At 72.6% G+C, this 12336-nt stretch carries 11 protein-coding genes and 1 rRNA gene; 10 read left to right on the forward strand and 2 right to left on the reverse strand.

Annotated elements, in window-relative coordinates; all coding sequences use genetic code 11:
* Together rrf and JWN97_RS17025 are read left to right on the forward strand one after the other, a co-directional pair.
* Nucleotides 1-76: ribosomal RNA gene (gene rrf / locus JWN97_RS17020) — 5S ribosomal RNA — on the forward strand; the annotation flags it as partial.
* Between the two features lie 197 nt (nucleotides 77-273).
* On the forward strand, nucleotides 274-666 hold the full coding sequence (locus JWN97_RS17025; protein ID WP_297625358.1) for a single-stranded DNA-binding protein: 393 nt from the start codon (nucleotides 274-276) through the stop codon (nucleotides 664-666).
* Here the strand turns inward: JWN97_RS17025 and JWN97_RS17030 are convergent.
* Nucleotides 641-1759, reverse strand: coding sequence for a DUF1015 family protein (locus JWN97_RS17030; protein WP_297625361.1), 1119 nt, complete (start codon nucleotides 1757-1759; stop codon nucleotides 641-643). The genes JWN97_RS17025 and JWN97_RS17030 overlap by 26 nt on opposite strands.
* Before the next feature lie 48 nt (nucleotides 1760-1807).
* On the opposite strand from JWN97_RS17030, the gene JWN97_RS17035 reads away from it, so the two are divergent.
* From JWN97_RS17035 to JWN97_RS17070, 8 genes are read left to right on the forward strand one after another with little or no spacing between them, the layout of a single operon-like run.
* A complete protein-coding gene (locus JWN97_RS17035; RefSeq protein WP_297625365.1) occupies nucleotides 1808-2827 on the forward strand; it encodes an HAD-IIA family hydrolase in 1020 nt (339 codons plus the stop codon).
* A gap of 10 nt (nucleotides 2828-2837) precedes the next feature.
* Nucleotides 2838-3044, forward strand: coding sequence for a hypothetical protein (locus JWN97_RS17040; protein WP_297625367.1), 207 nt, complete (start codon nucleotides 2838-2840; stop codon nucleotides 3042-3044).
* Between the two features lie 6 nt (nucleotides 3045-3050).
* Nucleotides 3051-3890 (forward strand): TlyA family RNA methyltransferase, encoded by an 840-nt coding sequence (locus JWN97_RS17045; protein WP_297625370.1) that lies wholly within the window; start codon nucleotides 3051-3053, stop codon nucleotides 3888-3890.
* Nucleotides 3887-4852: an NAD kinase gene (locus tag JWN97_RS17050; protein WP_297625374.1), complete on the forward strand. Its 966-nt coding sequence runs from the start codon at nucleotides 3887-3889 to the stop codon at nucleotides 4850-4852. Before JWN97_RS17045 ends, JWN97_RS17050 begins: the two co-directional genes overlap by 4 nt.
* Complete coding sequence (gene recN / locus JWN97_RS17055) at nucleotides 4845-6617, forward strand: DNA repair protein RecN (protein ID WP_297625377.1); 1773 nt, start codon at nucleotides 4845-4847, stop codon at nucleotides 6615-6617. Before JWN97_RS17050 ends, recN begins: the two co-directional genes overlap by 8 nt.
* 15 nt (nucleotides 6618-6632) lie before the next feature.
* A complete protein-coding gene (steA, locus tag JWN97_RS17060) occupies nucleotides 6633-7832 on the forward strand; it encodes a putative cytokinetic ring protein SteA (protein ID WP_297625379.1) in 1200 nt (399 codons plus the stop codon).
* On the forward strand, nucleotides 7829-8728 hold the full coding sequence (locus JWN97_RS17065) for a copper transporter (RefSeq protein WP_297625382.1): 900 nt from the start codon (nucleotides 7829-7831) through the stop codon (nucleotides 8726-8728). The genes steA and JWN97_RS17065 overlap by 4 nt, the downstream gene beginning before the upstream one ends.
* A gap of 11 nt (nucleotides 8729-8739) precedes the next feature.
* Nucleotides 8740-10434: a CTP synthase gene (locus JWN97_RS17070; protein WP_297625385.1), complete on the forward strand. Its 1695-nt coding sequence runs from the start codon at nucleotides 8740-8742 to the stop codon at nucleotides 10432-10434.
* 3 nt (nucleotides 10435-10437) lie between these two features.
* Here JWN97_RS17070 and pepN read toward each other — a convergent pair.
* On the reverse strand, nucleotides 10438-12336 hold a 1899-nt coding region (pepN, locus tag JWN97_RS17075), incomplete at its 5' end, for an aminopeptidase N (protein ID WP_297625388.1).

Consider the following 12336-nt stretch of genomic DNA (forward strand, 5'->3'; position numbering starts at 1 on the left):
GAACCCGGAAGTTAAGCCTTTCAGCGCCGATGGTACTGCAACCGAGAGGTTGTGGGAGAGTAGGACGCCGCCGGACATACATTGCGCAAGTGGGGCCACCCCCTGGGTGGCCCCACTTCTGCATTTCCAGGCGTCTCACAGGAACCTGGCTCGCCGTTCGTGCGTCACGTGGCGTCCACAGCAGGCTGCTCGAGACGGCTGTCCACAGGCGATCGCGACGTCGTACGCCGTGTGTCGGTGCACGCGGGAAGTGTGGGCCGCAGGAGGTGGACTGTGACGAAGACACAGATGAAGGACCTGGGTGACGACGAGGGTCTCGCCAATGACGTGCGCCTGGTGGGCCGGCTCACCGGTGAGCCCGCACTGGTGGAGCTGCCGAGCGGCGACGCCCTGGTGACGTTCCGGATCTCCGTGCCGCGGAGCTCCTCGACGGGTGGTCCCGGGACCGGATCTGCTCAGGCAGCGACCCGGCGTGTCGACTCGGTGCCGTGCACGGCCTGGAGTCCGCGGCTCAGACGCAGCATCCTGACGTGGCGGGCCGGAGACCTCGTGGAGGTGTCGGGCGCCGTGCGATGTCGCTTCTTCCAAGCAGGGGGAGCGACTCGCTCGCGCGTGGAGGTGGAGGCAACCTCTGCCAGGATCATGCGTCGTTCATCGGCCGCATGAGCACGCCGAGGCTCGGCTTCGGCTGGAATGACGTGGCCTTCTCCGGCAGCAGTCCACCTGACTCGACGAGGGCACGCACCTGGTCGAAGTCGGGGCTGGGCAGCAGAACCGCGGGAGAGGTGGGGCTGGTGGCCGCCAGGGCGTCGTCGACGTTGTGGTGGTGCTCGATGCGCGGCGCCGGTCGCGGCAGGCGTTGCAGCACCTCGTCGTGCAGCCAGGCGACCGCCGCCTTCTGGTCGAGACCGCGAGGGCTGACCGTGTGCCACGCGTGGCCGTCCGTCAGGACGAGGTGGGTGCTGTCCAGCGCGCTGAGCGCATGGTGACGCTCGCGCCCGGTCACGGCGGCGCCTGCCGCGCGGGCTGCGTCGGCAAGGGCGTCGAGGGTCGTGCCGGGCAGCGTCCGGTGGATCGCTCCGAGGAAGAGCGGGGTGTCGTCCTGGTCGACGAGCATCGCGAGGCCGGAGTCCCAAGCAGTGCCGGGGTGCTCCTGCTGGAGGCGAAGATAGGCGGCGTACCGGTGGTGGCCGTCGGCGAGCAGGCAGCGCGCTCCTGCGAGCAAGGCGCCGATGCGGGCAAGCACGTCCTCGTCGCGGATCGCCCAGATGCGCTGGCGCTGGCCGGTCCGGTCGAGGTAGCGCCACTCGGGCGTGCCGTGACTCACCTCGGCCATCAGCTCGCGCAGCTCGTGGTCGCCGTGGTGCACGAGGAGGATCGGCGCCGGGTTGAGGTCCATCTGGAACATCCGGTCCGCCAGCTCACCCGCCTGCTCCGGGTGGATCGCCTCGTGCGGCCACACGGCCCGCTCCGCCATGCTGTCGGCGCGCCGCGACATCCCGAGCGCGCCGACCAGGCCGCGGACGGTCAGCCCGCCGGAGGTGTACTCGTGGAGGTAGACCGCGGGAGCCGTGTCCGCGGTGGCGCGTCCCTGCTCGATCCACTGCGTCAGCCGGGCGGCGACGTCGCGATAGGGTCGCGCCAGCGCTCGGGCGGAGGCCGGATCGCCGACGCGGCCGGGCGCCAGCATGACGGCCCGGAAGGGAAACAGCTCCAGAGGCTTCGCGACGTACGGCGGCACGACCGTGGCGAAGTCCATCGGAGCATCGTAGGGGGACGCTCGTCCCGATCCGGAGAGGGGTGGAGCATGCTCGAGGAGTCGATGACGCCGATCGTGGAAGCACACGACCTGGTCATGTTCGACCTGGACGGGGTGGTCTACGTCGGAGGCCATGCGATCGACGGGGTGGCCGCGCGGATCGACCGCGTCCGTGGGACCGGACGCCACGTCGCCTTCGTCACCAACAACGCCTCGCGCACGCCGGACCAGGTGGCCGAGAAGCTGGTCGGCTTCGGGGTCGACGCAGCAGCCGCCGACGTGGTCACCTCCGCGCAGGCAGCCGCCCGGCTGCTGGCCGAGGCGCACGGGGTCGGGGCGAGGATCCTGCTCCTCGGCGGCGAAGGGCTGCGGGTGGCACTCATCGAGGCGGGCCTCGAGCCCGTCGAGGACCCGGACGGCGCGGTGGCCGTGGCCAGCGGGTACGGCCCGGACGTCCGGTGGCGCGAGATCATGCGGGTCTCGACCCTCGTCCGTGACGGACTGCCCTACGTCGCGAGCAACGCCGACCTGACCATCCCGACCCCCTACGGCCTCGCGCCGGGGCACGGCGTGCTCGTGCGGACGATCTCCGGATTCGCCGGCGTGGAGCCGACCGTGGCCGGCAAGCCGGAGAAGCCGCTCATGGAGGAGACCGTCCTCCGGGTCGGCGGCGAGCGGCCGATCATGGTGGGCGACCGTCTCGACACCGACATCGAGGGCGCCCACGCCATCGATGTGCCGTCGCTGCTCGTGCTGACGGGCGTGAGCTGGCTCGAAGACCTGGCCGGTGCGACGCCCGAGCTGCGGCCGTCCTACATCTCGCCGACGCTGGAGGGACTCTTCGAACCCCATCCCGTCCCCGCGCAGACCGAGGCCGGCACCGAGCTGAACGGGTGGACCGGGTCCGTCGACGAGGGACGACTGCGGGTCACCGGGGACGGGAGCGACGCCGACTGGTGGCGGGTCGCGGCGACGGCCTGCTGGCGGCACCTGGACGAGACCGGGGCGGCGGCGGACGTCGCCGACACGACGCCGCCCGGGCCGGTCCGCCAGCTCGGTGCCGAGTAGGCTCGCGGCCATGGACGACGCTCCCGAGACGGCTGTCGAAATCCCCGCCGAGACCACGGGCGTCGCGTCGGTCGACCAGGTCCTCGCCGAGGTGGCTGCCGTCGCCGACGCGCCGGTGAGCGACCACGTGCAGGTCTTCGAACGCGCCCACGAGCAGCTGCGCCGCGCCCTCGACGCCCGGCCCGAGCCGCCCGCCGACGGCGGACAGGGCGCCTGAACGACCGTGCCACCCCGACGACTTCGACTGGACCAGGAGCTCGTCCGCCGCGGGCTGGCCCGCTCGCGCGAGCACGCCAGCGAGCTGGTCGCCGCCGGACGTGTCACGGTGTCCGGCGCACCCGCCACCAAGCCGGCGACCGGCGTGACGACCGACGTGGCGATCGTGGTGCGTGAGGACCCCACCACGGTCGACTACGTCTCGCGCGGCGGGCACAAGCTGGCAGGCGCCCTCGAGGCCTTCGCCGCCCACGGGCTGAGCGTCGAGGGCAAGCGCTGCCTCGATGCCGGCGCCTCCACGGGTGGTTTCACCGACGTGCTCCTGCGGGCCGGTGCCCGCGAGGTGGTGGCCGTCGACGTGGGCTACGGGCAGCTGGCCTGGTCGCTGCAGAGCGACGACCGGGTGCACGTCCACGACCGCACCAACATCCGCGAGCTCACCCTCGACCTGGTGGGGGAGCCGGTCGACCTGGTGGTGGGGGACCTGTCCTTCATCTCGCTGGCGCTCGTCCTCGACCCGCTCCTGTCGGTCGTGCGCGAGCAGGGGGAGCTCGCGCTGATGGTCAAGCCGCAGTTCGAGGTCGGCAAGGACCGCGTCGGCAAGGGCGGCGTCGTCCGCGACCTGGGGCTGCGCGCCGAGGCGGTCACGACGATCGCCGACCTCGCGGCCGCCCGCGGCTGGGGGGCGGTGGCCGTGACGGTCAGCCCGCTGCCGGGGCCGTCGGGCAACGTCGAGTTCTTCCTGCTGCTGCGCCACGGGGCGGCGGCGATCGGCGCGGACGACATCCGCGCCGAGGTGGAGCGGACGGCCTCGATGGGGGTGCCGGGTGAGAGGGTGGGGCCGTGACCGTCGAGAGCCCCGCGCGTCGTGTGCTGGTGCTCGCGCACACCGGCCGGGCCGAGGTGCGCGAGGTGGCGCGGGCGTGCGTCCGTGCGCTCACCGGCCACGGGATCGCCGTACGCCTCCTCGTCGACGAGGCGGCCGACCTCGGGCTCGACCCGCAGGCGACCGCCGAGGGGCTCGTCGAGACGACCCGCCCCGACGACCTCCCGGGCGAGGGGTGCGAGCTGGTCCTGGTGATCGGCGGTGACGGGTCGATCCTCCGCGCCGCGGAGCTGACCCACGCGACGAGCACGCCGCTGCTCGGCGTGAACCTGGGCCACGTCGGTTTCCTCGCCGAGGCTGAGCAGGAGGACGTCGAGTCGACGATCGCCGCCATCGTCCGGCGCGCCTACACCGCCGAGGACCGGCTGACGCTCGACGTGCGCGTCCTGCAGGGCAAGGAGGTCGTGTGGTGCACCTTCGCCCTCAACGAGGCCAGCGTGGAGAAAGCTGCCCGCGAGCGGATGCTCGAGGTCGTCGTCGAGGTCGACGGCCGACCGCTGTCGCGGTGGGGCTGCGACGGCGTCGTGTGCGCGACCCCCACCGGATCGACGGCCTACAACTTCAGCGCCGGCGGCCCGGTCGTGTGGCCCGAGGTCGAGGCTTTGCTGATGGTGCCGCTCAGCGCGCACGCCCTCTTCGCGCGTCCGATGGTGGTGGCACCGACCTCGGTGCTCGCCATCGAGGTGCTCGCCAACAACAACGGCGCGGGCGTGCTGTGGTGTGACGGGCGCCGCACGGTCGACCTCGCGCCCGGAGCGCGCATCGAGGTCCGGCGCGGCCAGCGCCCGGTCCGCCTCGTGCGGCTCCACCAGGCGCCGTTCACGGACCGGCTCGTCGCGAAGTTCGACCTGCCGGTCGAGGGCTGGCGGGGCGCCGCGGAGCGTCGGCGCCGCGACAACGGGGACGGCGAGAACGATGCTTGAGGAGCTGCGGATCAGCTCGCTCGGCGTCATCGACTCCTCGACGCTCGAGCTCGGCCCCGGACTGACCGTCATCACCGGCGAGACCGGTGCGGGCAAGACGATGGTGGTCACGGCGCTCGGGCTGCTGCTCGGCGGCCGGTCCGACTCAGGAGCGGTGCGCACGGGTGCGAGCCAGGCCCGGGTCGAGGGCGTCGTGTCCGCCGGCGGCCTCGCCGACTTCCGGACGGCCGTCGAGGAGTCGGGAGGCGCGATCGAGGACGACCGGGTCGTGCTGGCACGCAACGTCAGCGCCCAGGGCCGCTCACGTGCCTGGGTGGGCGGGGCCTCGGTCCCGGTGGCCACCCTCGCCGAGGTCGCGGAGCCGCTGGTGGCGGTGCACGGACAGTCCGACCAGCACCGGTTGCTCAAGGCCGGTGCGCAACGCGCGTCGCTCGACCGCTTCGGAGGGGCCGACCTGGCCGCCGCGGCGGAGGAGTACGCCGGGCTGTGGGCGGAGCTGATCGCGACCGAGCGCACCCTGGCCGAGGTGGTGGGCTCCGCGCGCGAGCGGGCCCGTGAGGCCGACCAGCTGAGATTCGGCCTCGGCGAGGTCGAGGCGGTCGACCCGAGACCGGGGGAGGACGTCGAGCTCGCGGCCGAGGAGGCGCGGCTCGGCTACGCCGACACCCTGCGCACCGCCGCCGAGCAGGCCCGCGAGGCACTGTCCAGCGACGAGGGCGCCACCGACGCGCTGGCCACCACGAGCGCCGCACGCCAGGCGCTCGACGGAGTCCGGGAGCACGACGCGACGGCAGGTGAGCTCGCCGACCGGATCGCGGAGGTCGGCCACCTGCTGGTCGACGTGGCCGGGGACGTGGCGTCGTACGCCGCCGGCCTCGACACGGACCCGGCCCGGCTGGCCGGGGTCTCCGAGCGCCGTGCCGCGCTGACCGCACTGACGCGGAAGTACGGCGAGACCATCGAGGACGTGCTGGCCTGGGCCGAGGACGGCGCCAAGCGGCTGCTGGACCTCGAGGACACCGGCGGCCACATCACCGAGCTCGAGGCCAGGCGCGACCGCATCCGCGGCGAGCTCGGCGCGCTGGCGTCCACGCTCACCAGCCTGCGCTCCGAGGCGGCCGCCCGGCTCGGCGCGGCCGTCAGCGACGAGCTCACCTCGCTGGCCATGCCGCACGCCACCGTGACCATCGCGGTCACGCAGCACGACGCCCCGGTGCCCGAGCGGCCCGCGGGTCCGGTGATCCAGGTGGACGGCCGCTGGCTGCGCGCGGGCTCGCACGGTGTCGACGACGTCGAGTTCCTCCTCGCCGCCAACACCGGCACCGACGCACGGCCGCTCCACAAGGGCGCGTCCGGCGGTGAGCTGTCGCGCGTGATGCTGGCGCTGGAGGTGTCCCTGGCCGAGACCGGGTCCGTGCCGACCTTCGTCTTCGACGAGGTGGACGCCGGCGTGGGTGGCAAGGCGGCCATCGAGGTCGGTCGCCGGCTGGCCGCGCTGGCCCGCGCCTCGCAGGTCCTGGTGGTCACCCACCTGCCGCAGGTCGCGGCGTACGCCGACCGCCACGTGGTCGTCCACAAGTCCAGCGACGGGTCGGTGACGACCTCCGGCCTGGTCACGCTCGACGAGGCGGGTCGCGAGCAGGAGCTCTCCCGGATGCTCGCCGGCGTGGAGGACTCCGACAGCGCCCGGGCCCACGCCCGCGAGCTGCTCGAGACCGCCGCGCCCGAGCGGGCGTGCCTCCCGGAGGGGCAGGGTCGCGGCTGACACCATGGCGCGGTCATGAAGTTCGCAGTCCGCTCCCGCCCCGCCCCCAGTCTCCCGGGTGTGCACGGTCCCGCCCGGGTGCACCGTCGTACGGCCAGCCTCCTCGGGCGCCTGCACGCCGGTGACATCGCCGTCCTCGACCACGTCGACATGGACCGCGACACCGCCCAGACCCTGATCGACGCCGGCGTCGTCGCCGTCGTCAACGCCAGCCCGATGATCTCCGGCCGCTACCCCAACCTGGGGCCCGAGCGCCTGGTCGAGGCCGGCGTGCTGGTGGTCGACAACGCCGGCCCCGAGATCTTCGACCGGCTCAAGGACGGCACCGACATCCGCATCGACGCCGGCGTGGTCTACGCCGGCGACGCGCTCGTCTCGCCGGCCCGCGAGCTCACCGCCGACGGTCTCCGCTCCGAGATGGGCCAGGCCCGCAGCGGGCTGACCGCCCAGCTGGAGAGCTTCACCCACAACACCACCGAGTTCCTGCGCCGCGAGCAGGACCTGCTCCTGCACGGGCGCGGCGTCCCGAAGACGGCGACCGACATGGCCGGTCGTCCGGTCGTGGTCGTGGTCCGGTCGCACGGCTGGGAGGACGAGCTGCGCGGCATCAAGCCGTTCGTGCGCGAGAAGCGTCCCGTCCTGATCGGTGTCGACCGGGGTGCGGACGCCCTGGCCAGTGCCGGCCACCGCCCTGACGTGGTCGTCGTGACCGGCGGCACCGAGGACCAGCCGAGCGCCTCGGTCCTGCGCCGGGCCAAGGACGTCGTCGTGCTGGTCGAGCGCGGCGCGCCCCGGAGCGCGACGGAGCAGCTCGAGCGGCTGGGCATCCGGCCGCTGCGCATCGAGACCACCGCCACCACCGAGGACGCGGCGCTCCTGCTCGCCTCGGCGCGGGAGGCGTCCCTCATCGTGGGCGTCGGCATGCACGCCACCCTCGACGAGTTCCTGGACCGGCGCCGCGCCGGTCTCGCCAGCACCTTCCTGACCCGGCTGAGGCTCGGTCCCGACCTCGTCGACGCGGCAGCCCTGCCGCGGTTGTACGACGGCGCCGTGCGGCCACGACACCTGCTGGGCGCCGTCGTGGCGGGCGTGCTCGCCGTCGGCGCCGCCATCAGCGTGACGCCCGTCGGCCAGCAGTGGGTCGACGAGGTCTCGCCCAGCGTCTCCAGCACCACGTCCGAGCTGATCGACAACGTCCGAGGAATTCTCCCGTGATCACCCTGCGTCACCACGTCCTCACCATCGTCGCCGTCTTCCTGGCGCTCGCCGCCGGCATCGTCCTGGGCGGAGGTCCGCTGTCCGACGTGGGCCCGAGCGTGGCGGCGTCGCGCGCCGACCAGGACGACGCCGCCGCCAGCGGCGAGGGGCAGGCCGCGGCCGACTACAACGACGCGTTCCTGTCCGCGCTCGGACCGGCCATGGTCTCGGGCCGCCTGGCAGAGCGATCGGTCGCGATCGTCACGGTCCCCGGTGCCGACGAGCAGCTCGTCACCGCCCTCACCGATTCCGTCACCTCCGCCGGGGGCACCGTGAGCGCCCGCTACTCCCTCGGTGAAGACCTCGTCGACCCGGGACAGAAGTCGCTCGTGGACACGCTCGGCAGCCAGCTGCTGACCCAGCAGGGCGGCGACGCCGTCGCGGCGGACGCGTCGACGTACGACCGGATCGGGCAGCTGCTCGGTCTCGCGGTGTCGACCAAGGAGGCCGCGGGCGTGGACGTCACCGGCAAGTCGCGGGCGATCGTCGACGCGGTCACCGGCGCGGGACTGATGGAGGCGCCCGGCGACGTCGCCCGGCGTGCGCCCCTGGTGCTGCTGGTGCTGGGCACCGACGCCGCCGACGAGGGCTCGGACGCCGTGCTGGCGGGTCTCGCCGAGGGGCTGGCCGCCCAGGCGGCCGGTGTCGTGGTCGTGGGCACGCTCCAGGACGGTGCCGACGGCCAGCTCGGACGGCTCCGGGCCGACCCGGCCGCGTCGGTCGTGGCCAGCGTGGACGGCATCGACACGCAGGCCGGTCGGACGACCACGATCATCGCCCTCCAGCGCTCACTGACGACGCCGGGCGGCTCCTTCGGTGCGGCGGGTGCCGACGGCGCCGTCCCACTCGGGTAGGATAAAAGCCCGTGAAGAGCCGGACGCCGACCAAGCACGTATTCGTCACTGGAGGCGTCGCCTCCTCCCTCGGCAAGGGGCTCACCGCCTCCAGCCTGGGCCAGCTGCTGAAGTCGCGCGGTCTCCGCGTGACGATGCAGAAGCTGGACCCCTACCTCAACGTGGATCCGGGCACGATGAACCCGTTCCAGCACGGTGAGGTCTTCGTGACCAACGACGGAGCCGAGACCGACCTCGACATCGGTCACTACGAGCGGTTCCTCGACACCGACCTCAACCAGATCGCCAACGTGACGACCGGTCAGGTCTACTCCTCGGTCATCGCCAAGGAGCGTCGCGGCGACTACCTCGGCGACACCGTCCAGGTGATCCCGCACATCACCAACGAGATCAAGGACCGCATCCTGGCGATGGGCGGCCCCGACATCGACGTGGTCATCACCGAGATCGGCGGCACGGTCGGCGACATCGAGTCGCTGCCCTTCCTCGAGGCGGCGCGCCAGACGCGCCACGAGATCGGTCGCGACAACTGCTTCTTCATCCACGTCTCGCTCGTGCCCTACATCGGTCCCTCGGGCGAGCTGAAGACCAAGCCCACCCAGCACTCGGTGGCCGCACTGCGCTCGATCGGCATCCAGCCCGACGCCATCGTGTGCCGCGCCGACCGCGAGCTCCCCGACAGCATCAAGCGCAAGATCGCGCTGATGTGCGACGTCGACGACGAGGCCGTCGTGACCGCCGCCGACGCGCCGTCGATCTACGACATCCCGAAGGTGCTGCACCGCGAGGGCCTCGACGCCTACGTCGTACGCCGCCTCGACCTGCCGTTCCGCGACGTCGACTGGACCGCGTGGGACGACCTGCTGCGCCGGGTGCACCACCCGGACGAGGAGGTGACGATCGCGCTCGTCGGCAAGTACGTCGACCTGCCCGACGCCTACCTCTCGCCCGCCGAGGCTCTCCGGGCCGGCGGCTTCGCGCACTCCGCGAAGGTCAACATCCGCTGGGTCGCCTCCGACCTCTGCGAGACCGAGGCCGGCGCGGCCAGGCAGCTCGCGGACGTCGACGCGGTGCTGGTGCCCGGCGGCTTCGGCGTGCGCGGCATCGAGGGCAAGCTCGGCGCCCTGACCTACACCCGCACCCACGGCATCCCGACCCTGGGCCTGTGCCTGGGGCTTCAGTGCATGGTCATCGAGTACGCCCGCAACGTCGCCGGTCTGACCAAGGCCGGCTCGACGGAGTTCGACCCCGACACGGTCGAGCCGGTGATCTCGACGATCGAGGAGCAGAAGAAGTTCGTCGAGGGCGCCGGTGACCTCGGCGGCACGATGCGCCTCGGCTTGCAGAAGGCCGAGCTCCTCGAGGGCAGCGTGGTGCGCACGGCGTACGGCACCGACGTGGTCGAGGAGCGCCACCGCCACCGCTACGAGTTCAACGACGTCTACCGCGAGGCGCTCGCCGAGGCGGGCCTGGTGTTCTCCGGGGTCAACCCCGAGCTCGGCCTGGTGGAGTTCGTCGAGCTGCCGGCCGACGTGCACCCCTACTACGTCTCCACGCAGGCACACCCGGAGCTGCGCTCGCGGCCGACCCGCCCCCACCCGCTGTTCGCCGGGCTGGTCGGTGCCGCGATCGAGCGCCAGCGCTCGGAGCGGTTCCCCCTCGACGAGTCGGGCCTGCGCCGCAAGGACGACGACGCCGAGTCCTGAGGGTCAGAGCTGGCGGGCCTGCAGGATCCGGCCGAGCACGAACGAGTTCGAGCGCAGCTGGTTGCGGGCGTAGGCCATCAGGCTGGTGTCCTCCGCGGCCGTCTCCGCGGCGGCGAGGAACGACGCGTCGCCGGCACCGAGGGGATACATCGCGCGGATGGTGAGGCCCTGGTTGAGCAGGCCGCCCTTCAGCGTGTGCAGCTCCTCGAGGTAGCGGTGGGCGAACGGGGCGAGCAGCTCGGCCTGGCCGGGACGCCAGAACGTCGAGCCGAGCACCAGGGTCTCGCGGCTCGCGGGGACGGCGTAGTCGACGAAGAACGCCTTCCACACCTCCTCCTTGGCCTCGGCGTCGGGATGCGCGGCGAGCACGGCCAACCGTCGCATGCCCGCGTCAGGGTCGGGGTCGGCCTCGAGCAGGGCCCGGACCCGGGACTCGTCGTAGTCGCCGAGCTCCGAGCGGCGTACGGCGATGCGCCAGGCGAGGTCGAGGTCGGTCGCCTGCTCGGCGGCGGCCTCCAGCACCGACCAGTGCTCGCCGGTGGACGCCGAGGCGGCGAGGGTGCGGAGCGCGGCCTGGCGGGCGTCGGGCACGTCGACGAGCCCGACGACCGCGTCCGCCAGCGCCCGGAGCAGGTCGGGGGACTCGCTCGCCGGGGCCCAGCGGTCGGCGACCTGGAGGGCCTGGCCGAGGAACGGCTCGATCAGTGCGGGGCTGGTCTCCGCCGCGAGCGCCCGGGTGAGAGCGGCCGAGACGTCGCGCGGCGCGACGTCGCCCAGCAGCAGGAGCTGCCCGGCGGTGGCCACGACGAGCGCGCGGTCGAGCGGGTCGGTGAGCTGGTCGATCCGCCGCAGCATCTGCTCGCGCGAGGTGGCGTCAGGCTTGACCGCCGCGAACGTGTAGTCGCCTGCGTTGACCAGGCGCAGGTCGCCGCCCGGGAGCTCGACAGGGGTCGTGCGGCCGGTGATCTCATGGGAGGAGCGGCCCACCGGAACGAGGTCCTCGCCCGAGGTGTCGAAGACCGCGATGTCGAGCCGGTGCGGGCGCGGCTCCTGGTCGTCGGTGGTCTCCACGACCAGCTCGTCGCCCACCAGCGAGATCACGTCGGTGCCTGCCTCGTCGAGCCAGGACCTGGTCCACGCCGACAGGTCGCGACCGGACGCCCGGGCATAGCAGTCCATGAGGTCGTCGAGGCGCGTGTTGGAGAAGGCGTAGCGGCTGAAGTAGTCGCGCAGGCCCTCGACGAAGGCCTCCTCGCCGATGTAGGCGACGAGCTGGTGGAGCACGCTCTGGCCCTTGACGTAGGTGATCGCGTCGAAGTTGGACATCGCCGCGGACACGTCGGGGACGTCGCCGCGGATCGCGTGGCGCGCGGGGCTCATGTCCATCTCGTAGGCGGTCTTCTTCGACGCGGCGAGGAAGGTCGCCCACTGGTCGGTGAACTCGCTGGCCGCGGCCATGCCCCAGTTGGCCGCCCACGAGGCGAACGCCTCGTTGAGCCAGAGGTCGTCCCACCACTGCATGGTCACCAGGTCGCCGAACCACATGTGCGCCATCTCGTGCAGCAGCGAGTTGGCGCGTCCCTGGTATTGGGAGTCGGTGGCGCGGGAAGTGAAGACGTAGCTTTCCGTGAAGGTGACGAGTCCGGGGTTTTCCATCGCGCCGAGGTTGTACTCCGGCACGAACGCCTGGTCGTATTTGCCCCACGGGTACGGGAAGTCAAAGAGGTAGTTGAAGAAGTCCAGCCCGTTCCGGGTCAGCCGGAACAGGTTTTCCGCGTCGAAGGACGGCGCCATGGAGGCACGGCAGTACAGCGCCAGCGGCACCTCCAGCGCGGTGCCGTCCGCGAGCCTGCCGTGCCAGCTGTCCTCGGCCTTGAAGTAGGGGCCGGCCAGCACGGTGGT

Origin of the sequence: Nocardioides sp., assembly GCF_025965415.1 — a bacterium.
In the GTDB taxonomy this organism is placed as follows: domain Bacteria; phylum Actinomycetota; class Actinomycetes; order Propionibacteriales; family Nocardioidaceae; genus Nocardioides.